Annotated in this window: 19 protein-coding genes and 2 pseudogenes; 12 read left to right on the top strand and 9 right to left on the bottom strand. The window is 70.8% G+C overall.

What is annotated here, in order from left to right:
• Positions 1 to 133: 133 nt before the first annotated feature.
• The gene (locus ACFY0I_RS29875) at positions 134 to 1,957 is read right to left on the bottom strand and encodes an alkyl/aryl-sulfatase (RefSeq protein WP_388901649.1); all 1,824 of its coding nucleotides are present in this window, start codon (positions 1,955 to 1,957) and stop codon (positions 134 to 136) included.
• 173 nt (positions 1,958 to 2,130) lie between these two features.
• A complete protein-coding gene (locus tag ACFY0I_RS29880; RefSeq protein ID WP_388901651.1) occupies positions 2,131 to 2,703 on the bottom strand; it encodes a dihydrofolate reductase family protein in 573 nt (190 codons plus the stop codon).
• Positions 2,704 to 2,922: 219 nt separating this feature from the next.
• Here ACFY0I_RS29880 and ACFY0I_RS29885 point away from each other — a divergent pair, with 219 nt between their 5' ends.
• The 4 genes and pseudogenes from ACFY0I_RS29885 to ACFY0I_RS29900 form a co-directional block, all read left to right on the top strand.
• Positions 2,923 to 3,756: a 2OG-Fe dioxygenase family protein gene (locus ACFY0I_RS29885; RefSeq protein WP_388901653.1), complete on the top strand. Its 834-nt coding sequence runs from the start codon at positions 2,923 to 2,925 to the stop codon at positions 3,754 to 3,756.
• A gap of 171 nt (positions 3,757 to 3,927) precedes the next feature.
• Complete coding sequence (locus ACFY0I_RS29890; RefSeq protein ID WP_388901655.1) at positions 3,928 to 4,776, top strand: MBL fold metallo-hydrolase; 849 nt, start codon at positions 3,928 to 3,930, stop codon at positions 4,774 to 4,776.
• A gap of 147 nt (positions 4,777 to 4,923) precedes the next feature.
• A complete protein-coding gene (locus tag ACFY0I_RS29895) occupies positions 4,924 to 5,190 on the top strand; it encodes an ester cyclase (RefSeq protein WP_388901766.1) in 267 nt (88 codons plus the stop codon).
• Positions 5,165 to 5,269: pseudogene (locus tag ACFY0I_RS29900) on the top strand (ester cyclase); the annotation flags it as partial. The gene ACFY0I_RS29895 and the pseudogene ACFY0I_RS29900, both read left to right, overlap by 26 nt.
• A 279-nt stretch (positions 5,270 to 5,548) precedes the next feature.
• On the opposite strand, the gene ACFY0I_RS29905 reads toward ACFY0I_RS29900, so the two are convergent.
• Positions 5,549 to 5,908 carry a winged helix-turn-helix transcriptional regulator gene (locus ACFY0I_RS29905; protein WP_388901657.1) on the bottom strand — a complete coding sequence of 120 codons (360 nt, stop codon included), beginning with the start codon at positions 5,906 to 5,908 and terminating at the stop codon, positions 5,549 to 5,551.
• A gap of 103 nt (positions 5,909 to 6,011) precedes the next feature.
• On the opposite strand from ACFY0I_RS29905, the gene ACFY0I_RS29910 reads away from it, so the two are divergent.
• Entirely contained in the window at positions 6,012 to 6,668 is a 657-nt protein-coding gene (locus ACFY0I_RS29910; RefSeq protein ID WP_388901659.1) for an FMN-dependent NADH-azoreductase, read from the top strand.
• Positions 6,669 to 6,871: 203 nt separating this feature from the next.
• Here ACFY0I_RS29910 and ACFY0I_RS29915 read toward each other — a convergent pair whose 3' ends face one another.
• Positions 6,872 to 7,609 (bottom strand): hypothetical protein, encoded by a 738-nt coding sequence (locus tag ACFY0I_RS29915; protein WP_388901660.1) that lies wholly within the window; start codon positions 7,607 to 7,609, stop codon positions 6,872 to 6,874.
• A 578-nt stretch (positions 7,610 to 8,187) separates the two neighbouring features.
• Here ACFY0I_RS29915 and ACFY0I_RS29920 point away from each other — a divergent pair.
• Together ACFY0I_RS29920 and ACFY0I_RS29925 are read left to right on the top strand one after the other, a co-directional pair.
• The gene (locus ACFY0I_RS29920) at positions 8,188 to 9,114 is read left to right on the top strand and encodes an NADP-dependent oxidoreductase (protein ID WP_388901662.1); all 927 of its coding nucleotides are present in this window, start codon (positions 8,188 to 8,190) and stop codon (positions 9,112 to 9,114) included.
• Positions 9,115 to 9,217: 103 nt separating this feature from the next.
• Positions 9,218 to 10,153 carry an AraC family transcriptional regulator gene (locus ACFY0I_RS29925; protein ID WP_388901664.1) on the top strand — a complete coding sequence of 312 codons (936 nt, stop codon included), beginning with the start codon at positions 9,218 to 9,220 and terminating at the stop codon, positions 10,151 to 10,153.
• Between the two features lie 124 nt (positions 10,154 to 10,277).
• Here the strand turns inward: ACFY0I_RS29925 and ACFY0I_RS29930 are convergent, their stop codons facing one another.
• Both ACFY0I_RS29930 and ACFY0I_RS29935 read right to left on the bottom strand, forming a co-directional pair.
• Positions 10,278 to 10,565, bottom strand: a complete 288-nt coding sequence (locus tag ACFY0I_RS29930; protein ID WP_388901666.1) for an STAS domain-containing protein — start codon at positions 10,563 to 10,565, stop codon at positions 10,278 to 10,280.
• Positions 10,565 to 14,752: a SpoIIE family protein phosphatase gene (locus tag ACFY0I_RS29935; RefSeq protein ID WP_388901668.1), complete on the bottom strand. Its 4,188-nt coding sequence runs from the start codon at positions 14,750 to 14,752 to the stop codon at positions 10,565 to 10,567. Before ACFY0I_RS29935 ends, ACFY0I_RS29930 begins: the two co-directional genes overlap by 1 nt.
• Before the next feature lie 207 nt (positions 14,753 to 14,959).
• On the opposite strand from ACFY0I_RS29935, the gene ACFY0I_RS29940 reads away from it, so the two are divergent.
• From ACFY0I_RS29940 to ACFY0I_RS29950, 3 genes and pseudogenes are all read left to right on the top strand, one after another.
• Positions 14,960 to 16,288: a PP2C family protein-serine/threonine phosphatase gene (locus ACFY0I_RS29940; RefSeq protein ID WP_388901670.1), complete on the top strand. Its 1,329-nt coding sequence runs from the start codon at positions 14,960 to 14,962 to the stop codon at positions 16,286 to 16,288.
• Positions 16,285 to 16,641: an STAS domain-containing protein gene (locus ACFY0I_RS29945; RefSeq protein WP_388901671.1), complete on the top strand. Its 357-nt coding sequence runs from the start codon at positions 16,285 to 16,287 to the stop codon at positions 16,639 to 16,641. Before ACFY0I_RS29940 ends, ACFY0I_RS29945 begins: the two co-directional genes overlap by 4 nt.
• Before the next feature lie 162 nt (positions 16,642 to 16,803).
• Positions 16,804 to 17,226: pseudogene (locus ACFY0I_RS29950) on the top strand (transposase); the annotation flags it as partial.
• A gap of 14 nt (positions 17,227 to 17,240) precedes the next feature.
• Here ACFY0I_RS29950 and ACFY0I_RS29955 read toward each other — a convergent pair.
• Positions 17,241 to 17,948 carry a hypothetical protein gene (locus ACFY0I_RS29955; protein WP_388901673.1) on the bottom strand — a complete coding sequence of 236 codons (708 nt, stop codon included), beginning with the start codon at positions 17,946 to 17,948 and terminating at the stop codon, positions 17,241 to 17,243.
• A gap of 490 nt (positions 17,949 to 18,438) precedes the next feature.
• Between ACFY0I_RS29955 and ACFY0I_RS29960 the strand changes: the two genes are divergently transcribed.
• Together ACFY0I_RS29960 and ACFY0I_RS29965 are read left to right on the top strand one after the other, a co-directional pair.
• A complete protein-coding gene (locus ACFY0I_RS29960; protein ID WP_388901674.1) occupies positions 18,439 to 19,644 on the top strand; it encodes an NAD(P)/FAD-dependent oxidoreductase in 1,206 nt (401 codons plus the stop codon).
• 33 nt (positions 19,645 to 19,677) lie between these two features.
• A complete protein-coding gene (locus ACFY0I_RS29965) occupies positions 19,678 to 20,577 on the top strand; it encodes an RNA polymerase sigma-70 factor (RefSeq protein ID WP_388901676.1) in 900 nt (299 codons plus the stop codon).
• A gap of 168 nt (positions 20,578 to 20,745) precedes the next feature.
• Here ACFY0I_RS29965 and ACFY0I_RS29970 read toward each other — a convergent pair whose 3' ends face one another.
• Both ACFY0I_RS29970 and ACFY0I_RS29975 read right to left on the bottom strand, forming a co-directional pair.
• Complete coding sequence (locus tag ACFY0I_RS29970; RefSeq protein ID WP_388901678.1) at positions 20,746 to 21,390, bottom strand: DUF7019 family protein; 645 nt, start codon at positions 21,388 to 21,390, stop codon at positions 20,746 to 20,748.
• Positions 21,391 to 21,560: 170 nt separating this feature from the next.
• Positions 21,561 to 22,043, bottom strand: a complete 483-nt coding sequence (locus ACFY0I_RS29975) for a MarR family winged helix-turn-helix transcriptional regulator (protein ID WP_388901680.1) — start codon at positions 22,041 to 22,043, stop codon at positions 21,561 to 21,563.
• Positions 22,044 to 22,071 lie beyond the last annotated feature (28 nt).

The following is a 22,071-nucleotide window of genomic DNA, read 5'->3' on the forward strand; positions in this document are numbered from 1 at the left end:
GCCGTTTCCCGGATCGGCGTCGATCGTCTGCCTTCCGGTTCGGCGCAGCCCGCGGACCGCTGAGCGCCGCTGATCCTCGGCGGCTCGCCGCACGCGGCCGTGACCGGTGGTCCTGCCCGGAACGGGCCGGCGGTCAGGGGGTGACGATGGCGAAGTCGGGGTCGGGGGTGTCGAGCAGACCCGCGAGGGTGGCGAAGACCCGGGGGTCGCCCTGCACGTGTACGCCGTCCAGTCCCGCGCCCGCCAGGACGCCCAGCAGCTGCGGCCTGGTCAGGGTCAAGGTCAGGTCGGCGGCCGGGGCCTGCCCGTTCGCGTCCGTGGCGGCGCTGCGGTAGGTGAGGGCTCCGTTGGACAGCCGGAGGTGCCAGGTGCGGTCCTCGTCGGTGACGTTCCAGGTCATGGTCAGCTTCACGTCCCAGGCGCGCGGGCCGTCGACGCGGATGGCGAGCGAGTCGATGAGCATGTCGACGGTGAGCGCCATCGCCATCTCGGGGTTGGTCGTCTCCAGCGCGGTGTGCGCGACCGTGCCGCGCAGCTCCTGGGCACCCATCAGGTAGAAGTTGCGCCACGTACCGTTCTCCGCGCCGAAGCCGAGCTTCTCGTACACCTCGGCCAGCGCCTGCTTGGCCGCGGTGTCACCGGGGGCGGCGAAGACCGCGTGCCCCAGCAGCGTCGCCGCGAAGCGCAGGTCACCGGAGGCGGCATACTCCTCGCCCTTGGCGATCAGCGCGGGGACACCGCCGTAGTCGGCGGCGAACCGGAGGGCCTGCTCCACCGGCGGGTGCTCCCAGAGGTGAGCGGGGTTGCCGTCGAACCAGCCCATGTAGCGCTGGTAGATCGCCTTGACGTTGTGACTGACGGAGCCGTAGTAGCCGCGGTTCGCCCACCGGTTCGCGATCACCGGCGGCAGCTCCATCCGCTCGGCGATCTCCGTGCCAGTGAGTCCCTGGTTGGTCATGCGCAGGGTCTGGTCGTGCAGGTAGGCCCACATGTCGCGCTGGCCGCCCAGGTACGCGTTGATGCGCTCCTGGCCCCAGGTGGGCCAGTGGTGGGAGGCGAACGCGACGTCGGACCGGTCGCCGAACAGGGCGATCGTCTCGCCCAGGTAGTGGGCCCAGACGCGGGTGTCGCGGACCAGGGCTCCGCGCAGGGTCAGGATGTTGTGCATGTTGTGCGTCGCGTTCTCCGCCATGCACAGTGCGCGCCGGTCGGGGAAGTGGAAGTTCATCTCGGAGGGGGCCTCGGTGCCCGGCGTCAGCTGGAAGACGATCCGCACTCCGTCCAGGGTCTCCTCCTGGCCGGTGCGGGTGATGTCCAGCGTCGGCGGCACGAGGGTGATCGTGCCCTTGGACGTCGTCATGCCCAGCCCGGCGCTGATCTGCCCGGCGGGCCCCTTGTCCAGTTCCGCGCCGTACATGTACACCGCCCGGCGGGTCATCGCGCCGCCCGCGTACACGTTCTCCGCGACCGAGTGCTCCAGGAACCCGGCCGGGGCGATCACGGGCACCGGCGGGTGACCGTGCGGGAGAACCCCGCGCGACCCGCCGAAGTGGTCGCCGTGCGAATGCGTGTAGATCATCCCGGTGACCGGACGGTCCCCGCGGTGCTCGCGGTACAGGGCGAGTGCGGCGGCCGCGGTCTCGGCGGAGATGAGCGGGTCGATGACGATGACCCCGGTATCGCCCTCGACCAGGGTCATGTTCGACAGATCCAGGTTCCGGACCTGGTAGATCCCCTCGGTGACCTCGAACAGGCCCTGCTTGTTGCAGAGCCGGCTCTGCCGCCACAGGCTGGGGTGCGCGGTGTCGGGGCAGTCCTCGTCGAGGAACGCGTAGGCATCACCGTCCCAGATCGCCCGGCCGTCGTCCGTCCGGATGACGGCCGGGGACAGGGCGGCGACGAAGCCTCGCTCGGCGTCCTCGAAATCGGACCTGTCGGCATAGTCGAGTTCACTCATGAGCAACGAATAGCCCATGAAGTGCCGACTCGCCCGTGAACGTCCCACGTGCCCCGCGGCGTGTCCCGGATCGCGACCAGAGCTTCCTTGCGGATCGGCTGCCGCCCGGGGCGGAGCTCCGCGTTACGGGCGATCGGGCCGCCTCCGTCGCCCCCGGTGAGCGCGGAGTCCGGTCAGCGGACGACGTCGAAGACGTTCTTCTGGAGGCCGTTGGCGTACGCCTCGTGCTCGACGAGCTTCAGCTTCTGCGTGTCCTTGTCGGTCGTGCTGAAGAGCCGCTTGCCCGCGCCCAGCAGGAGGGGGAAGACGATCAGGTGGTAGCGGTCGATCAGGCCGGCGTCCGACAGGGCCCGGGTGAGCGAGGCACTTCCGTGGACGATGATCGGTCCGCCCTCGGTCTCCTTCAGCGCGGCGACCTCATCGAGCGAACGCAGGATCGTCGTCTCACCCCAGTTCGAGACGAGGCCGTCCTCGCCGAGGGTGGTCGATACGACGTACTTCGGCATCAGCTTGTAGTCGGCGAAGTCCTCCATGTCGGGCCACACCGGGCTGAAGGCCTCGTAGCTCGTCCGACCCATCAGGATCGCGGTGGCTTCCTTCTGTTCCCGGCCCTTGATCTCGAAGGCTTCGGGAAGGAATTCGACGTCCTTGAAGGTCCACCCCGCGTTCCGGTATCCGGGCTCGCCACCGGGGGAGTCCACGACTCCGTCGAGCGAAACGAAGGCGGTACTGATGAGGGTACGCATCTCAAGTCCTCGGTGTCCGGTGTCTGATGTCTGGTGTCTGGTGTGCGTCAGTCATGATCCATGACTGCGGAACGCACGGAAACTCATCGGTCACCGCAAGAGCTGGTACCCGCATCTCACGGACGCGGCGAGCCCCTGGCGGAACACGGGAGCAGTGCGCAAGGCTGCACGGGCGGTCGGCGCCATCCGGCCCGGTGTGGTGAGCTGTTGGAGGAGCACATGGAAAAGGCTGGATCCCAGCGGCGGACGCACTCCGATGATGCGCGGGGTCCGGGTGAGGGCACGGACGGGCTGCGCGAGTACGGGTTCGCCCGCTACGGCGCGGAGCGGCTCGGCATCGACCCGGGCGGCTCCGACGCGGCGGACTTGGCCGCGATCCGGGAGGTCTGCGCGGCTCTGCCGCCCGATCCGTACGCTCCGGGGACGCATCGGTTCCGTAGGTACTCCCATGCGGTGTACCTACCGTGGAAGGACGAACTGTCCTGGATTCCCGGAACCCCCGACCCCGTACACGGTACGGTCACCGACTTCTCCCAGGGCGAGGGCGACACCGAGTCCCCGCGGCCGCGGCGCGTGCTCCCCGAAGTCCCCGAGGGGCTGCGCGGCAATCCCCTGCTGCTACGGCTCCTGCGCTGGGACATCGAGCAGGTCCTGTCCCTGAAGGATCTGGGGAGACGGCCCCTGTGGGCCGGCGTCCACCTGATCAGGCTCGGCGTCGACCGTCCCGGCCAGGAGGCCGTTTCCTCCCCGAACTGCTTGCACCAGGACGGCGGTTCGGCCGCAACGTTCACTTTTGCCCACCTCATCAGCCGGACCAACGTCACCGGTGGGCAGAACGTCATCGCCACACCGGGCAGCGCGGGCCTGCTGCCCGAGGACCCGTGGGCGGACAACCACGCCGAATTCACCCTCACCGACCCACTGGACGGCTACGCCGTCCACGACCACAGGGTCAGCCACTACGTCGGCCCGGTCCGCGCGGGCTCGGAGCCGGGGCCGGGCGAACGGTCCGTCCTCATCGTCGGTCTCGCCCCGTACGTTCCCCACCTGTGAGCCGGACACATCGCCACCGCGATGCCCGAAGGCCGTCCCCGTCTTCGTCCCCGTCGGCGCGGACCGCGGACCGCGGGCCACGTGCTGCCGGGCTTCTCCGCCCGGACCTGGTCCAGCGGGCGCAGGAAAATGGCTTCCGCCCCTCTGCAGCAGGGGTTCTAGACTGCGCCGATGACCAGCGATCTTCTCCGGCTCACGGTCCTGGGATCCGCAACGCCCTATCCGAGCGTGGACAATCCCTGCTCGGGCTACCTGGTGTCCAGTGGGGACACGCGGCTCTGGGTGGATGCGGGTACCGGGACCCTGGCTCAGTTGCAACGGCACGTTCGGCTGGACGAGTTGGACGCGATCTGGATCTCGCATCTGCATGCGGACCACAGCGCGGACCTCCTCACCGCCTACTACGGAGCGCTCCACGCCGACATCGGGCTCGCCGCCCCGATCCCCCTCTACGGACCGCCGGGCATCGCCGATCGGTTGGCACACTTCCTCACCAACTCCTCGACCCGCAGCCCGATCGAATCCGCCTTCGCCGTGGACGAACTGCAGGACGGACATCAAGTGCGGCTCGGCGGAGTGACGTTGACCAGCCGGACGGTGGAGCACGGCTGCCCCGCCTTCGCCCTTCGTGTCGAGGCCGCGGGACGATCACTTGTCTACTCGGGGGACACGGCACCCTGCCCCGCCCTGACGAGCCTGGCCGAGGAGTGCGACGTGCTGCTGTGCGAGGCCGACAGCTCGCAGCCCCCGGCCGAGGGTGAGCCGGTGCACCACACGCCGGAGGACGCCGGTGACACGGCTGACGCGGCCGGGGCGCGACGGCTGATCGTCACACACGTGGGACCCTTCCTCACCCCGCAACAGGCTGTTGCCCGTGCTGCGACCCGTTTCACCGGTCCGATCGACTACGCCGCACCCGGCGCCGCCTTCTCGGTAGGTGTCGACTGCGACGCCGGTGCGTCCGAGGACGGGGGAGTGGCGGCAGGTTTGACCTTGTCGCGACGTCAGGGTTTCTACTGAGCTCCATCCGGCCCGAAGCGCTGACCGAGCATGCGGGCGATCTCCGGGAGGAGCTCCCACATGACCACCATGGTCGAGAAGAACATGGCCCTGCTTCGCACCGCTTACCAACGGGTGGAGAGCGGTGATCTCGACGAGGCCGCTCTGATGTTGACCGAGGGCTTCATCGCCCACGTCCCCGGGTGCCCCGAGCCACTGCACGGCCGGGAGATCTGGTCCCGGGGCACCAAGATGATGAAGGATGCCTTCCCCGACCTCAGGATCGACGTCCAGGACATGTTCGGCGTCGGCGACAAGGTGACGGCGCTGGTTCGTTTCCAGGGCACGCACCGCCGGGGGCGCGTTCCAGCAGTTCGAGGCGACGGGGCGCGACGTTGCGTACCGGAGCGTCGAGGTCTACCGCTTCGAGGGTGATCGGATCGCTGAGGAGTGGGTCGCCCCGGACCTGCTCAGCCTCATGCAGCAGATCTCGCCCCCGCCGCCGGTCACCTGACGCCCCGCCGCACCGGGGTGTTCCTTGCCCACCACCGCGACCTCGCCGCCCACCTCGCACCGGTCCTCGACATCGAACCGGTGGGGCCAGTAGGTGAGTGACTTGGTGCCGATCCGGATCGTGCGGACGGTGTCGACCAAGGCCCTCGACATCTCCACCACGGCGTTCCGCCCGAACGGGCCGGCCGCCACCAGCGGCCTTCCGGGTCAGGACGCGCTCACGCGCCGGTGCGTATGACAGCGCCGGCGCACAGCCGCGCACCGCTGCGCGCGGCGGGCCTCAGCAGCCGCCGCTGCCCTTCAGTAGGTATTTCTCGGCCCACGTGCCCAGCGCGTTGAGCGCCGGCTCCAGCGCGGCGCCCGACTCCGTCAGTCGGTACGAGACCCGCAGTGGGGGTCCCTCGTCCACCTCGCGGACGACGAGGCCGGCCTCGGCGAGTTCCGTCAGCCGGTCCGAGAGCATGCGTTCACTGATCCCGGGGACGGCCCTGCGCAGGTCGGCGAAGTGCACCGGGTGCTGGAGCAGCGCGGCCACGATCATGCCGGTCCAGCGCTTGCCCAGTAGCCCGAAGACCTGCGTGATGCCGTCGCCCACCCGGCCGCATGCCTCCGTGCTCACGTGTGTCACCTGGTCCGCCATGCCCTCAGGGTACCTGCCGTTCCGTATGGGGGTGAAAAAAAGTAAGCTCCTGTGTTATCAATAGTGACGTACGAAATTGCACCCGCTTCTACGGAGGATCCCCATGGCCACGCTCCTGCACCTCGACTCGTCCCTGTTCCCCGGGACCGCATCCGCCTCCCGCGCCGTGACGGACGCCTTCCGCAAGGCATGGGAGGAGGAGAACCCGCAGGGGACGGTCATCTACCGCGACCTGTCGGCCGACCCCGTCCCGCACCTCGACGGCCTCGCCGCATCCGCCGGATTCGCGGACCCGCACACCCACAGCCCCGAGCAGGCAGCCGCCTTCGCCACCCGACTGCAGCTGATCGCGGAGCTGGAGCAGGCGGACGCCGTGCTGATCGGCGCCCCGATGTACAACTTCTCCATCCCCTCGACCTTGAAGGCGTGGCTGGACCAGGTCATCCTGATGGGCCGCACCGCGGGCCCCGACCTGCCTCTCAAGGGCCTTCCGGTCACCGTGGTCGCCAGCCGTGGCGGCTCGTACGCGCCGGGCACTCCGCGGGAGGGCCTGGAGTACGTACAGAACTACCTGGACGCCCTCCTGACCTCCATGTTCGGTGCCGAGGTCACCTTCATCGTGCCCGAGCTGACCCTGGCCGCCTCCAACCCCGCGATGGCCGAACTCATCCCCCTCGCGGAGGCGTCGCGCGCGAAGGCGCTCACGGACGCGGTGGCAACGGCCAAGTCCGTTGCCGCACAGGTCGCTGCCGCCGCCTGAACACCGAACGCGCCCGAACCCGGCGCCACCCCGCGCGGCGAAGAGCGCCGTGAGGACGGCGGGCCCCGCCGGGTCTGTCCGGAGGCGGCGGGCGGGGCTCACGCCGGTGTCGTCACCCCCGCTCGCCGCATCCTCCGGCGACCGTCCGAACAGGTCCCGACCCCGGTGGAACGGCCGGCCGGGCCCGGGTCGGCCCGGACGCGTCAGCGGCCGGTCGCTGCGAGGGCGGCGGCGTCCGTTTCGTAGGGCGCGAAGCCGGAGTTGTCCTTGCAGCCGAGCTCTTCGTAGGTGTTGACCCTGGTTTCCGGGTCGGTGTGGGTCAGCCGGAACTTGCAGGCGCCCTTGATGTAGCGGCCCTTGACCCCGCCCGGAAAGTCGACCTCCTTGTTCCACAAGTAGGGCGAGCTGTAGTCGTTGAGGCGGGCGGTGGCGTTGACGTCGATGCCGCCGGGCGCGTAGATCTCGTAGACCCAGCCGGTCCGGCCGTTGCCGTAGGTGGCGAACTTCTGGGCGACCCACTTCTCGCAACTGGTGCTGAGGTGCGCGCTGTTCTGGCCCCCGCCCTTGACGATGTACTCGGCGAGCGGGGTCACCTCTTCGCCCCGCGGGGTGAAGCCCGTCCGGAAGATCTCTTCGACCGTCTCGCGGGTGTCGCCGCGCCACAACGTGTTGACGTCCGTGCGCCACTGCCACCGCTCCTGCGCCGCGGCGGAGGCGACGGGGCGGGCGATCGACGGGTTCGTCGTCGTACGCCACCAGTCCCAGGCGCGGTAGTCGACCGTCGGACCGCAGGCAGTGGTCAGGTCGTCCGCCGCGGCGGCCGGGACCGCATGGACGGCGGGGGCCGGAGTGGCGGCCGCCGCGGCCGGGATACCCGCGGCGGAGAGGAGGGAGAGGGCGGCGAGCACCCGAAGAGCAGCCTTCAGCATGGTGAGACCCATCCGTCGATCAACGTGACGGGCCCAGTTATAGGGGCGGGTAGCAATGATGGGCCGCGCACGGTGCGCCGGCTTCACCCGTGCGGGGGGATCAGTCGTACCGGGGAAAGGATCCGCCACATCCGGGCGACGACGACACCCACGCCGCGGCGACCGAGCCCCCGGCCATGCCTCGGGCTTCGACGTCGGATCTCGACCCTGGGGTGGGTGTCGACGTAGCCGGCGCCGTCGGCGCCGCAGTGGGTTCAGGTCCGCGGGCGGAGGTCGACGCCGTACCGGACGACGCCGTACCGGACGACGCCGGCGGTCCAGCAACCGCGCCCGAACTCGGCCCCCCATACGTCCGAACCGCTCGCCGAGGACCGGCCCGGACGCGAACCGGTCCCCTTCCAGTGCAGGAGCCCCCGCGAAGACGCGGCGCGGCACAACCCGGTGACAGCTCGGAATCCACCGGGGGAAGACGCTCGGACATCTTTTGAAGACTCAGAGATATTCATCGGCTCATTCGATCTCCCTAGTGTTGAGCACATCAAGCCGAGCCCGGGGACACCACCCGGGCGACCCACCCCAGGGAGACCACCATGCGCGCCGTCATCCAGAAGTCCTTCGGAGGCCCCGAGGTCCTGGAGGTCGTCGAGACCGACCGTCCCGCCCCTCTCGGGGGCGAAGTCCTGATCCGCGTCCACGCCAGTGCCGTGAACCCGGTGGACGTGGCCGTCAGGTCGGGCGCCTACCCGCTGCTCGGTGAGCCGTCGTTCGGCGTCGGCTGGGACATCTCGGGCGTCGTCGAGGAGGCTGGCCCCGGCGCCCGGTTCAAGCCGGGCGACGAGGTCTTCGGCATGCCGTTCTTCCCGCGCGCCGCCACCGGTTACGCCGAATACGTCGCCGCCCCCTCGCGCCAGGTTGCCCGCAAGCCCGCCGGCCTCGACCACGTGCATGCTGCGGCCATCCCCCTCGCCGCGCTCACTGCCTGGCAGGGCCTGGTGGACGCGGCCGGACTCCACGAAGGACAGCGGGTGCTGATCCACCGCGCGGCCGGCGGCGTCGGGCACTTCGCCGTCCAGATCGCCAAGGCCCGCGGAGCCCACGTCATCGCCATGGCGAGTGCCCCCAGGCACGAGTTCCTGCGGGGCCTGGGCGCCGACGAGGTCATCGACTACCGCACCACCGACTTCACGCAGGAGGTCAAGGACGTCGACGTCGTCTTCGACTCGTCCTCCGAAGGCACGCGCTCCCTGGCCGTTCTGCGCCCCGGCGGCACGCTCGTCAGCATCATGGAGCACTGGAACCAGGCGCTCGCGGCCCAGGTGGCGGCCGCGGGCCGCCACTTCGCCGGCATCTCCGTCGAACCCGACTACGCGTCGCTGGAGGCGATCGCCGCGCTCGTGGACGCCGGACGGATCCGGCCCCACGTCGCGCGGACCTTCCCCCTGGCCGAAGCCGCCAAGGCCCACGAACTGGTCGGTTCCGGCCGCGTCCAGGGCAAGGTCGTCCTCACCGTCGCCTGACACCCAGCGGCTTGACGGAGCGTAGGCTGACACCGGCACGACGCGGAAAACCGGGGGACCGGGGGACACGGAAGCCCGGGGACCGGGGAGAGCGGGGGCGGCGTTGGACATCCTGACCGAGGCACTGGGCTCGATGCGGACGGGGCAGCCCCGATCCGTACGAACCCACGGCCGTGCCCCCTGGGGCCTGCGCCTGCCCCCGGTCGCCGGCGCCGGCTTCCACGTGGTGCTCTACGGCACCTGCTGGCTGGTACCGCTCGACGACGCACCACACCTCGAACCGATCGCCCTCGCTCCGGGTGACGTCGTCTTCCTGCGCGACGGCCGCGGCCACATTCTCGCCGATCACCCCTCCACACCGGCCGAGGTGGAAAGGCCGGAACAGTTCAGCCCGGGCTCACCGCTCGGCACGGTCACGATCGGCGGCGACGGCCCCGGCACCAGCCTCCTCTGCGGCAACTACCACTTGGACCAGGGTCGCCCCCACCCCCTGGTGCACCAGCTCCCCGAGATCGTCCACCTCGCCACCCGCCACGGCAGGCACCCCGAGCTGACCGCCGCCGTCCAACTCCTCGGCACGGAGCTGGAGAACCCCCGCATCGGATCCGCGGGCATCGTCCCGGCGCTCATCGACTCGCTGCTCCTCTACATCCTCCGAGCCTGGATCGAGGACCAGGCCCCGACGGCGACCAAGGGCTGGGCCGCCGCTCTCGGCGACTCCGCGATCGCCTCCGCCCTGACGGCGGTCCACGAGACCCCGGCCGCTCCGTGGACCGTCGAATCGCTGGCCAACCGGGTGGGGCTGTCCCGAGCGGCCTTCGCCCGCCGGTTCACGGCCTTCGTCGGCGAACCGCCCATGGCCTACCTGACCCGCTGGCGCATGACGACCGCCGCCAAACTGCTGCGCGAGTCCGAGGCCCCGCTCCTGACCGTCGCGGCCCGCACCGGCTACGGCTCCGAGTACGCCTTCGCCAAGGCCTTCAAGCGCGAGTACGGCCAGGCTCCGGGCAGTTACCGCCGTACGTCGCGTGCCGCCTGACGACAGGACGGCGTACAGCCCGGGTGACCTCGGGCCCTCGGCCCCGACGTGGCAGGCAGTCCTGGACCTTTCGTCCGTCGTCCTCGTCCACACGCTCACGCAGGGCTCGGCGGCGGTTCCGGGTTCACGTGCCGTGGACGGTGGTCAGGTCGGTGAGGCCGGAGATCGTCAGGACGGGTTCCAGGAGGGGGTTGGCGAGCAGCTCGATGCGGTCGGCGTGCGGGAAGAGCACGCTGAGACCGGCACTGTCGAGGTATTCGACACCGGTGAGGTCCAGGACCAGGGGACCGGCCGTCCCCGCGAGAGCGGCGGCGAGTTCCCCGGTGTTGCTCATATCGATCTCACCGACAGCGGTCAGCAGCGCCGTACCGTCGGGCCGCCGTCCGAGGGTGAGGGTCAGGGGAGTGGTCATCAGGCGATCCTCGTATGCATGTCGACGGTGGTGCCGGACGGGCCGGGAGTGACGGTGACCTGCTGCATCAGTGCGCGCATCAGGCCCATCCCGCGACCGCGGTGGGTGTTGAGCTCCGGCTGGGGGGCTTTCCAGCAGCCGGTGTCGGCGATGGTCAGGCGCAGATTGTCGACGTACGCCTCGGCCCGGAAGTAGATGGTGTCGCCGGGGGCGTCGCGGTGGCCGTGTTCGATGGCATTGGCACACGCCTCGCCCGCGGCGACCAGGACGTTCTGCATGGTGGTGGGGGGCAGGTCGCACTGGTTGAGCCAGCCGCGCAGCGTCTTGCGGACCGGGGCGAGCTGCGAGGACTCGGCGGGGAAGGACATCTCCAGCGGGGCCGGGTGGCGGTAGAGCAACAGGGCGACGTCGTCGTCGTAGCCGTCGGCGGGAGCCAACCGCGACATGACATGGGTGGCGAGATCGTCGACGGAGGCGTCCCGGCCGTCCTGGAGGGCTTCACCGGCCTGGTCGATGCCCGCGCTGAGTGGGCGGCGGCGGCGTTCGACGAGCCCATCGGTGTACAGCAGCAGGGTCGACCGGGCAGGTATGGTGCAGGCGCCCTCGGGGCGTTGGTTGCCGGGCCGCACGGCCAGCGGCAGGGAGCGTCCGTCCTCCAGGAGGCGACGGGTGCCGTCGGGAAGGGCGAGGATGCCGGGCGGATGGCCGGCGCTGGCGTACGTCAGCTGCCCGGTGTCGGCATTGAGGACGCCGCAAAAGACGGTGGTGCAGATCGCGCCCGGGACACCCGCGGCGAACTGGTCCAGGGCCATCAGGGTCTGGGCGGGACTCGAGTCCTGGAGCAGCAGGGCGCGGCACGCGCTGCGCAGTTGACCCATGACACTGGCGGCTTCGAGTCCCCGGCCGACACAGTCGCCCACGACGATGCCGATGCGGCCGTCGGGCAGGGTGACCGTGTCGTACCAGTCGCCGCCGACCTCCAGGGGCTGGGTGGCGGGTTCGTAGCGGACGGCGAAACCGTCGGGCAGCTGGGAGGGGCCGAGGATGGCGCGCTGCAGGGCGATGGCGGTCTCGCGCTGCTGGTCGAACTGGTGGGCGCGGTTCAGCCCCTGGGCGAGGTGACCGGCCAGCAGGGACAGCAGCAACTGGTCCTCCCCGGTGAAGGGCCGGTTCTCGCCCAGGTCGAGCCAGAGGGCGAGCGGGCCGTCGGGGAACTCCAGGAGGATCCCGGCACCGCTGTGGTCGGCGACCGGCGTGAGCACCGGCCCCCGGCGCAGCTCCTCGAGCGTCCCGCGTCGCGCGGCGGGCAGCTCCGGCCAGGCCGGCGACGTGTCGGTGGAGGTCAGCGCGGGTTCGTCGCCGTGGTCGAAGACCGCGGCCAGGACCCACCGGGCGCGCCACAGCTTCTTCAGTTCGGCCAGTGCGCCGGCCAGGGCTTCGGGCACGCTGGTGGCCCGGGAGAGGCAGGTGGCCAGGGCCGCCAGGGCGCTCTCGCGCTGGATGGCGTAGTGCTCGGCGGTGACGTCGCGGAAGGTGCCGACGGTCACCCGGCGCCCGGTGTCGGGATCGTCGACCTGGTTGAAGGTGGCCGTCACCCACAGCCGGTGTCCATCGCGGTGGGTGACCGGAATGGTGTACGAGCCCTTGGTGTTGCCCATCAGCAGGGCGAAGGCATCGCTGACCTGCTGGTGCGCCTCGGAGTCGGTGGCGGCGTCGGGCCACCAGGGGTGGATCGGCCGATAGGGCAGGCATTCGGGTCCGTAGCCGAGGATGTCGGTGAAGGCCGTATTGATCTCGACGACGGCGCCTTCCTCGTCGCAGATGAAGAAGGCTTCCTGAAGGGAGTCCACCAGCGCGGTCCGCCAGCGTGCATGGTGGCTGCGCAGCCGCGCCAGCTCGATGTTCGCCCGTACCCGAGCGAGGAGTTCGGCGGCCGCGAACGGTTTGACGAGGTAGTCGTCCGCTCCGGCCTGCAGGCCCTCGATGGACGCCTCCTGCCCGGCCCGGGCGGACAGCAACAGCACGGGCACCGAGGCGGTGCGCGGGTCGGACCGCAACGCGGCGACCAGGGCGAGACCGTCCAGGTGGGGCATCATGACGTCGCTGACCACCAGGTCGAAGGCCTGCGCGCGTATGGCCCCGATCGCCTGCCGGCCGTCGTTGACCGTGCTGACCTGATAACCGGCTCCGCGCAGCAGGCGGATGAGGTACTCGCGCATGTCGGCGTTGTCGTCGGCGACCAGTACGTGCGCCGCGAGCGCCGGACCGCGGCCCGGCCCCTCGGCGCTCCCCTCCACGGTACCCGTGAGCGCGCCCCCCTGTGGAGAGCCGGGCGTCGCCGCGCTCCGCCGGTCGGGCAGCCAGCGCAGGGCCTCCTGCACGAAGGGGTCGGTCGCGAGGGGAACCGCGTCGGTGCCCGCCTCCGGGAGGACGGCATCGGCCGGCAGGTGCGCGGAACCGAAGGGCAGCCGGACGGTGAACCGGGTGCCCCGGCCCTCGGTGGACACGGCGCTGATCTCGCCGCCGTGCAGACCGACCAGCTCCTTCACCAGGGCCAGGCCGATGCCGCTGCCCTCGTTGGAACGCGAACGGGCGTTCTCAATGCGGTGGAACCGTTCGAAGAGCCGGGGCATCTCGTGCGCCGCGACACCGATGCCGGTGTCCGTGACGGTCACCACGGCCGCGCCGTCCTCGGAGCCCACGGCGACCCGGATCGAGCCGTCGAAGGTGAACTTCAGCGCGTTGCTGAGCAGGTTGAGGACGACCTTCTCCCACATGCCCCGGTCGATGAAGACAGGCTCGGCCAACGGGGAGCAGTCCACCCGGAAGTCCAGGCCGGCCTTGTCGACGGCGGAGCGGAACACGCTGGCGAGTTCACCGGTGACCCGCGCCAGGTCGACCGGCTCGTAGTGGGCCTGCATCCGGCCCGCCTCGATGCGGGAGAAGTCCAGCAGGGTATTGACCAGCTTGCCCAGCCGGAGCCCGTTGCGGTGGACGACCTCCAGCTCCTCGCGCACGTCCGCGTCCGCGTCGACGAGGCGGTCCCGCAGCTCCTCCACCGGCCCCATGATCAGCGTCAAGGGGGTACGGAACTCGTGGCTGATGTTGGAGAAGAACGTCGTCTTCGCCCGGTCCAGCTCCGCAAGCTCCTCCGCGCGCCGCTGCTGCACCTGGTAGCTGCGGGCGCTGGCCACTCCGGTGGCGACGTGCCCGGCGACCAGTTCCACGAAGCCGCGGTACCCCTCGTCCAGGTCCCGGTACCGGTTCAGGCCCACCACCATGAATCCGTACGGGGCGCCTCCCTGCTGCCGTAGCGGCACCACGAGCGCCTGGAGGGGCACTTCGGCCCACGAACCCGTCGGAAGGTCCGCGAAAACGGCGCCGTCCAACGGCACCAGCGCGGACTCGCCCCGGGACGCGGCGGCCGTCGGCCACACCGTCTCGGAGTCCGGCAGCAGCAGCTCCGCCGCGGCCGGGTGGTCGTCGCGCAAGCCGGTGACCGCGGCCAACCCGGCGCTGCCGTCGTCCCGGAAGAGGTAGGTCAGGGTGAACGGCAGGTCGTGAGGATTGTGGCTCAACTGCAAACGGGAGAAGTCGAGCATTTCCTGCTCGGTGCGCACCACGCTGGGGTCGGACCCCAGGTCGCGCAGCGTGCCCATCCGGCGTTCGCCGATGACCCGGTCGGTCTCCTCGCTGACCACGCACAGCATGCCGACCACGAGCCCGGTGTCGTCGCGCAGCGGGCTGTAGGAAAACGTGTGGTAGCTCTCCTCCGGGTACCCGGAGCGCTCCACGAACAGCAGGAGGGCCTGGTCCCAGGTCGCTTCGCCGGTGGTGAGCACCGTGTCGATGCGGGGACCGATGTCGTCCCAGATCTCCGCCCAGACCTCGCTCGCCGGCCGCCCCAGCGCCCACGGGTACTTCCGGCCCAGGGTGTCGCGCCGATAGGCGGCGTTGCAGAAGAACGTGAGTTCCGGTCCCCAGGCCATCCACATCGAGAACTTCGACGACAACAGGATGCTCACGGTCGTCTTCAGGCTCTGCGGCCAGTCCTCCGGGTCACCCAGAGGGGTGGTCTTCGCCCAGTCCACCAGGGACAGATCCCGGCCGACCGCCTCGTCGGCGGAGAACACGTCCGCCCCGACTGCCGTCACCGGTTCCGGTTCGGCACCCTCGGAACGCGTCATGGCCCACCCCTTCGTTCACGACAGCCGATGCCCGGGCGCAGCCCGCCGACGGCGAGGGTCCGTCCCCGCGCGCGTCAAGGTCAACACGACCGTGAGATACCCATGAGGGCGCCGGGCCATCCTGAGGAGCGCGTTGACGTGATCAGTAGGATAGGACAACCGGGCCCCGTACCAAGAGGGACGGCCGACGAGGGGGCGGGGGGCGACATGACGGGGGCGGAGTACGCCGTTCACCGGGACGCGAGGGGCGCCGCGCAGGAGGAACAGCTGCGGCTCGCCGCCGTGCGCCGCTACGAGGTCCTGGACACCCCGCCCGACGGAACCTTCGACAAGATCGCCTCCCTCGCGGCCCGCATCTTCGACGTCCCCATGGCCACCGTGGCGATCGTGGACGTCGATCGGGTGTGGTTCAAGGCCGCGCACGGCCTCGAGGGCATCCCGGAGGTCCCCCGCTACCCGGACCCGAGCCCCTGCGCCGGGCCGTACGACGATCCGTACGTCCTCACCGACGCCCTCACCGACCCGCGCGGCGCCACCGACCCCCTCGTCCGGGCGGACCTCGGCGTCCGCTTCCACGCCGCGGCGGCGATCACCACGGCCGACGGGTACCGCCTGGGCACCGTCGACGTCCTGGACACCCGCGCCCGCCGCCCCACCGACGTCCAGCTCGCGACCCTCCGCGACTTGGCCGCGCTCGTCATGGACGAACTCGAACTGCGGCTGTCCGCCCTGCGCACGGTCGCCGCCGAACGCGCACGGCGCGCGGACGCCGAACGCCTGGCCCGCACCCTCCAGCGCACCCTGCTGCCGCCGGCCCTTCCCACGGTGCCCGGACTGCGAACGGCCGCCGCCTACCACCCCGCGTCCGCCGACGAGGTCGGCGGAGACTTCTACGACCTGTTCCCCCTGGACGACGGCCGCTGGGCGTTCTTCCTCGGCGACGTGTGCGGCAAGGGCGCCGCCGCCGCGGCCCTGACCTCGCTCACGCGTTACACCCTGCGCGCCGCCGCCATCTACGACCCCGACCCCTGCACCGCCCTGGCCAACCTCGACACGGTCCTCAAGGGCGAGTACCAGGGCGCCAACCCACGCTTCTGCACCGCCGTGTTCGGCGTGCTCGACGCCGCGTCCGACGGCTCCTTCACCGTCACGCTGGCCGGTGGCGGCCACCCCCCGACCCTGGCGGTGCGCGCGGACGGCACCGTCGAACCGGTGTCCACCGCCGGCGGTCAGCTGATCGGGCTCCTGCCGGACCCCCACTTCGTGCAGACCACCACCCGTCTCGCCCCCGGCGACACCCTGCTGTTGTACACCGACGGGCTCATCGAGGCCCGAACCGCCGACGGCAGCATGCTCGGCGAGGAGGGGCTGGCCCGCCATCTGTCCGCCCATGCCGTGCGAGGAGCCGACAGTCTGCTGGCCACGGTGCACAAGCTCTTCACCGATCTGGGGACCGGGGTGAGCGATGACACCGCGCTGCTCGCCCTGTCCGTGCCGCCCCGCCGCACATCACTACCCGCTCAGGAGAACAGGTGACCGACCGCACTCTGACCGCCACCCGACACACCCACTCCCGCGGCGTCACGGTGCTGGCCGTGGTCGGCGAACTCGACCACCACACCGCGCCGGAGTTGACCCGGGTCATCCAGGACACACCCTTCAGCTCCGACGTTCCCGTGCTGATCGACCTCTCCGAGCTCGACTACTGCGACTCCACCGGCATCACCGTGCTCGTCGGCGCCTACCACCGTGCGCACGAGGCCGGTGCGCCCCTGCTCCTCGTCGGGCTGAACGCCGACCTGATGCATGTCTTTCGCATCATCGGCCTCGATCAGCTCTTCACCTTCCAGCCCACCGTCGAGGACGCCGTCGACGCCCTGCGCCCTTAGCACTCCTAACGAAATGATCTTCGAGGTGATTGGATCACTACGGGACCGATGATCCGGGGTGCGGGGTGGCTCGTCCGAAGCCGTGGGAAGTCGACGACGAGCTGCGGGCAGTGGTAGAGCCGCTACTGCCCAAAGTCGAGCGCCGGACCCGGCATCCAGGGCGCAAGCGGCATCCCGCTCGCCGCCACCCTCACCGGCGGCAACCGTAACGACGTCACCCAGCTGATCCCACTGCTCCAGGCGGTGGCGCCGGTGAGGGGCAGACGCGGCCGACCCCGGCGCCGCCCGGATGCGGTCCTCGCGGACCGCGGCTACGACCACGACAAGTACCGCCGTGTGGTCCGGGACCTCGGGGCGAAACCACTGATCGCCCGCCGCGGCGCCGAACACGGCTCCGGTCTGGGCACCCAGCGCTGGGTCTTGGAACGCGCCTTCGCTCAGCTGCACTGGTTACGCCGCCTACGGATCCGCTGGGAGATACGCGACGACATCCACGAAGCATTCCTCACCCTGGGATGCGCACTCATCTGCTGGAGGCGCCTCACCCCACGACAGCAGACGGCCCCTGTACCGCATGGACCATGAACTGAAGAGGCTGGTCAGTGCACGCGTTCACCGCACTCTGCTGGGAACAGAACAGCGCCGGGCGGCAGTTCGGCTGGATTCCATCCCGTCACCCGCAGCCACGCCTCAACAGAGCCGCCCACGGGCGGGTATTCCAGGGCAACCGCGTCCAGCACAGTGATCTCGCTGCCGACGTGTAGCTCCGCTGCGTGCACGCCGCTCGGGAAACAGCCGGCCAGAGCCCCGAAGGCTGCCGTGTCATTGCTGTCGGCGACGCACTCTCGGATCTCGAAACGCCAGTGCTCGGCCGCGCCGGCAAGCAGTGCCCTGCCCCGTCCACCCAGTCCAGCAAGGAGAACTGAGCGCGCTCGCAACTGGTGGGCGATGGCGCAGCAGATCGGGACTGCTACGCCGTAGGACGTCGTCACCCGCGTGTACTCGCCGTGGGGATACGACGACAGGGCCTCATCGACCAGATCCAACGCGGCGTCCCGTGCCACCGGGTGACCCTGCTGCGCGATGTCCAGGAGCAGAGGGGTCGCGACCGCGGCCGCCGGAAACACCGCGGCACTGTGGCCGTGGACGATTCCGCCGCCGCCGAGCAACGAGCTGGCCTCAGCCGCCTCCGCCAGGTTCGCTGCATCCGCCAGCGCGCGCAGACCGCTGGCGGCACGAGCAGGTTCATACCAGTCGGGATGGCCAGGTATGGCACCCCAGTCCACCGCGTTAATCGCATCCAACACGACAGCATCCTCGCACCTGGCTGCTACCCGCGGCCCAGGGCCGGACGAGGCCACGTTGGTCATTCCGTTAGGAGTTCTTAGCGGCGGCCAAGAGGTGAGGGAGCCATGCCTCGACGCCCGTTCGACCCGTGACGTCGAACGGTGCGTCGAAAACGAACACCGGGGTCGGTGACCGCCGCACACGCACCGGGTTCACCGAGGACGCCTCCACCCGCCCCGGGGCCCCCGACCCCTGCGCCGGAGCGGCTCCCCGCGCCGTCTGCGGGGCCGCAGTGGCGCCCCGCCCGAGCCCCGGCCGACCGGTCCCCCTCCGGCATGCGCCGGCCCTGACCGAGGGCCTCGGGAGGAGGCCCACCGCGGTGGAGGCGACGGGTGGGGGCCGGAGTCCGTTCGGGCGGCCAGCCCTTCGAAGTGATCCGGCTCACATGCTGTCACAGGGATCGATCGGGCGGTGTCTTGTGCTCGAACCGTTCGAAATGAGGGAGACACCATGGCTGAGAACACCGATGTGGTCGTGATCGGCGGCGGGTACGCCGGCGTCATGGCGGCCAATCGCCTGACGCGGCGCGACGGCGTGACCGTGACGCTGATCAACCCGCGGCCCACCTTCGTCCACCGGATTCGCCTGCACCAGCTGGTGGGAGGGACCGACGCCGCCCTCGTCGACTACCAGGACGTCCTGGCGGACGACGTCCGGCTGGTGGTCGACAGCGTGACGCGGATCGACGCCGCCGGGCGCGGTGTGGAGCTGGCGGGCGCCGGAGTGATCGGCTACGACTACCTCGTCTACGCGGTGGGCAGTGGTAGCGCCGACCCTCAGGTGCCGGGGGCGGCCGAGTTCGCCTACCCGATCGCCACCCTGGAGGAAGTGGAGCGGCTGCAGCCGGTCCTCGACGCCGCGCCCGCGACGGCCGCGGTGACGGTGGTCGGCGCCGGGCCCACCGGCATCGAGACGGCCGCCGAACTGGCCGAGCAGGGCCGCACCGTCACCCTGGTCTGCGGCGGCGTGCTCGGCCCGTACCTCCACACCCGGGGCCGGCGCGCGGTCGCCGGGCGGCTGGCGGCACTCGGCGTGACCGTGCTCGACGGCTCCGACACCAAGGTGACGGAGGTGACCGGCGCCGCCGTGCGGCTCGCCGACGGCCGCGAGCTGCCGAGCCGGGTGACCATCTGGACCGCCGGCTTCGCCGTGCCGGACCTGGCCGCGCGCAGCGGGCTGAGCACCGACGCGCTGGGCCGGCTGCTCACGGACGAGACGCTGACGAGCGTGGACGACGACCGCATCGTCGCGGCCGGGGACTCGGCGGCGCCGTCGGGCCTGCCGCTGCGGATGAGCTGCCAGGCCGCGATGCCCTTGGGCGCGCGCGCCGCCGACACGCTGCTCAGCCTGATCGCGGGTGAGCGGCCCGAGCCCCTCAACCAGTCGTTCGGAGCGCAGTGCATCAGCCTGGGCCGCGGCACCGGCATCTTCCAGTTCGGCAACCGGTCCGACGTCGCGGTGTGGTTGCACATCGACGGTCGCCTCGGAGCGAAGATGAAGGAGGCCGTGTGCAAGGGCGTCGTGAAGCACCTGGCCGATGAGGCGCACAAGCCCGGTGGGTACGGCCTGCACCGCATGAAGGGAGGCGCCGGGCGCCGGAAGGCGCTGGAGGCCCTGCGAGCCCGGGAATCGGGCGCCGGCGAACGGGTTTCCTAGGTCCGCGCCGGCCCAGGGGGAGATGATCAAGACATGAGTGATGATCACGCCATTGACCGGGCGACCGAGACCTTCGTCGCCCACCGCAACCTGCTCTTCACCGTCGCCTACGAGATGCTCGGCTCCGCGGCCGACGCCGAGGACGTGCTGCAGGAGACCTGGCTGCGGTGGATCGAGGTCGACCTGGACCAGGTGCGCGACCAGCGCGCGTACCTGGTCCGGATCACGACCCGGCAGGCCCTCAACAGGTTGCGCACGATGTCGCGGCGCAAGGAGTCGTACGTAGGGCCGTGGCTGCCGGAGCCGCTGCTGACCGCGCCGGACGTGGCCGAGGACGTGGTGCTCGCCGAGAGCGTGTCGATGGCGGTGATGCTCGTCCTGGAGACGTTGTCGCCGACCGAGCGGGCCGTTTTCGTACTGCGCGAGGTCTTCGACGTCGGCTACGAGGAGATCGCGGCGGCGGTCGACAAGACCCCGGCGGCCGTCCGCCAGATCGCGCACCGGGCCCGCCGGCACGTGGATGCCCGCCGCCCGCGCGCGGTCGTTTCCCAGAGCGAGACGCGCGCGGCCCTGGATTCCTTCCTGGGGGCGCTGGAGGGCGGCGACCTGCAGGGCCTGCTCGACGTGCTCGCACCGGAGATCGTCTACATGGGCGACGGCGGCGGCGTGAAACACGCTGCGCTGCGGCCGATCATCGGCGCCGAGAAAGTGGCCCGCCTCTTGCTCGGCGGCCTCGGCAGGAACACGATCCCGATCGCCTTCGGCCCCACCATGGTCAACGGCAGCCCGGCACTGGCGTTCCACCTGGACGGCGAACTGGACAGCATTGTTGCGGCTCGCGTGGAAGCAGGCCGAATCACCGGCCTCTACGTCGTCCGCAACCCCGAGAAGCTCTCCCGCATCGCATCCGAAACCCCGCTCACCCTGCAATGAACTCCCGGTGGCCGTGCTCGGCCCACGATCCGCAACGGAACGAGGTCGGCGACGGGCCGCGTCGCCGGCTCCAGCGCGAGGAGCGGACCATGGGCCCCGGTCGTCAGGGGCGCGGCGCCGTCGGCAGGTAGTACGGGCGGGTTGGGCGTCCGCGCCTCGGATCCGCGGTCAGCGGGAGCGGGCGACGAAGATCGGCGTGGCGACGAGCACCCCGTCGCCCTGGAACAGCGGCTTGGCGAGGAACTCCGTGCGAACGGGGTTCGGCGGCAGCACGCCGGGCTCCAGCATGCTGTCGACCGCGGCCGCGTAGGACGGGCCGGGCCGTTCCTCGCAGCCTGCCCGCGCGTTGTCCGCGTCCTGTCTCATGGACTGGAGGAGGTAGTAGTCGAGGCCGCGTTCCGTCCGCGCCTCCCAAGTGGCATCCAGGAGACCGTCGGGGGAACCGATCAATGCCAGTTTCACGCCGTCGACGACACCGGCGAAGACGGCCAGCTCGGCGACGTAGTCCCGCAGGACCCCCTGCCGCAGCTGCGCGGCGCCCCTCACGTAGAGGCCGGGCTCGGCGACCGTTCCCACCCACTGCGGCCTCCCGTCCAGGTAGCCGCTGATGACCGAGGCCTTGTGGACGTCCGCCGGGATGCCGTTGGAGCCGGCCACATGGGCGATGCCGACCGCCGCCATCCTGATCCTCGCTTCGAGGAAACGGCGGTGCGGCGCCGGCGCGCGCGGCAGCAGGATTCCCGGCCGGCTCGGCGAAACGTAGGTGTAGCGCGCCGACAGACCGGGCCTGGTGCGCCTGACACTCCTCGGCATGACCCCCCCATCGCGCGACAACTGGCCCCAGTCTCCACATGCACATCTGTTCCGGCATCCTCCTGCCCGGCCGTGCGTGCCGGAGCCGGTGACGCCGTGTCCGCAGGGCCCTGCGGCCCTGGCCCCGGCCGGCCCGGGCACCCATCAACTCAGGACCGGTCGGCCGCCTGTCATTGGTTGGCGTCGCGGATCTTCCTCAGGATCGGAATCATCGAGGAGACCTCTTCGGTCGTCAGCACGCCGTGAATGCGTCGCTGGGTCGACGCCAGGGCCAGGTTCCCCCGCTCGTGGGCCTCCTTGAGGCCTTCCGGGGTCGGCGTGACGAGCGTGACGCGCCGGTCCGTCGGGTGCGCCCCCCGCGTCACCAGTCCTCGCTTCTCGGCCTCGTCCAGTAGGCGAGTGGTGCGGGTCGTGCTGGTCGCTAGAGCGCGCGTGATGTCAACGGTGCGCAGCGCGTGCCCCGGTGTGCGCGCGAGGCGGAACAGCAGGTCCGAGATCGACGCTTCGAGGTCGCCGCCCGGGCTGACCTCCCCGTCGATGCGTCTGGTCACGGCCAGGTACGCCTCGCGCAGCATCCCGTAGGCCTCCCAACGGGGGTCGTCGAAGAGCTCTCCGATCGCGTCGAGGGCCGGGTCCTGCGCTGTCTCGTCCATCGTCTTCACCACCCTGCCGTCCACACAA

The organism is Streptomyces sp. NPDC001568, from assembly GCF_042893755.1.
Classification (GTDB): Bacteria; Actinomycetota; Actinomycetes; order Streptomycetales; family Streptomycetaceae; genus Streptomyces.

Bases quoted from the DNA above. Each gene is read 5' to 3' on its own strand.
- ACFY0I_RS29875 (WP_388901649.1), bottom strand. From the start codon at position 1,957: ATGAGTGAACTCGACTATGCCGACAGGTCCGATTTCGAGGACGCCGAG.
- ACFY0I_RS29880 (WP_388901651.1), bottom strand. From the start codon at position 2,703: ATGCGTACCCTCATCAGTACCGCCTTCGTTTCGCTCGACGGAGTCGTG.
- ACFY0I_RS29885 (WP_388901653.1), top strand. From the start codon at position 2,923: ATGGAAAAGGCTGGATCCCAGCGGCGGACGCACTCCGATGATGCGCGG.
- ACFY0I_RS29890 (WP_388901655.1), top strand. From the start codon at position 3,928: ATGACCAGCGATCTTCTCCGGCTCACGGTCCTGGGATCCGCAACGCCC.
- ACFY0I_RS29895 (WP_388901766.1), top strand. From the start codon at position 4,924: ATGTTGACCGAGGGCTTCATCGCCCACGTCCCCGGGTGCCCCGAGCCA.
- ACFY0I_RS29905 (WP_388901657.1), bottom strand. From the start codon at position 5,908: ATGGCGGACCAGGTGACACACGTGAGCACGGAGGCATGCGGCCGGGTG.
- ACFY0I_RS29910 (WP_388901659.1), top strand. From the start codon at position 6,012: ATGGCCACGCTCCTGCACCTCGACTCGTCCCTGTTCCCCGGGACCGCA.
- ACFY0I_RS29915 (WP_388901660.1), bottom strand. From the start codon at position 7,609: ATGGGTCTCACCATGCTGAAGGCTGCTCTTCGGGTGCTCGCCGCCCTC.
- ACFY0I_RS29920 (WP_388901662.1), top strand. From the start codon at position 8,188: ATGCGCGCCGTCATCCAGAAGTCCTTCGGAGGCCCCGAGGTCCTGGAG.
- ACFY0I_RS29930 (WP_388901666.1), bottom strand. From the start codon at position 10,565: ATGACCACTCCCCTGACCCTCACCCTCGGACGGCGGCCCGACGGTACG.
- ACFY0I_RS29935 (WP_388901668.1), bottom strand. From the start codon at position 14,752: ATGACGCGTTCCGAGGGTGCCGAACCGGAACCGGTGACGGCAGTCGGG.
- ACFY0I_RS29940 (WP_388901670.1), top strand. From the start codon at position 14,960: ATGACGGGGGCGGAGTACGCCGTTCACCGGGACGCGAGGGGCGCCGCG.
- ACFY0I_RS29960 (WP_388901674.1), top strand. From the start codon at position 18,439: ATGGCTGAGAACACCGATGTGGTCGTGATCGGCGGCGGGTACGCCGGC.
- ACFY0I_RS29965 (WP_388901676.1), top strand. From the start codon at position 19,678: ATGAGTGATGATCACGCCATTGACCGGGCGACCGAGACCTTCGTCGCC.
- ACFY0I_RS29970 (WP_388901678.1), bottom strand. From the start codon at position 21,390: ATGCCGAGGAGTGTCAGGCGCACCAGGCCCGGTCTGTCGGCGCGCTAC.
- ACFY0I_RS29975 (WP_388901680.1), bottom strand. From the start codon at position 22,043: ATGGACGAGACAGCGCAGGACCCGGCCCTCGACGCGATCGGAGAGCTC.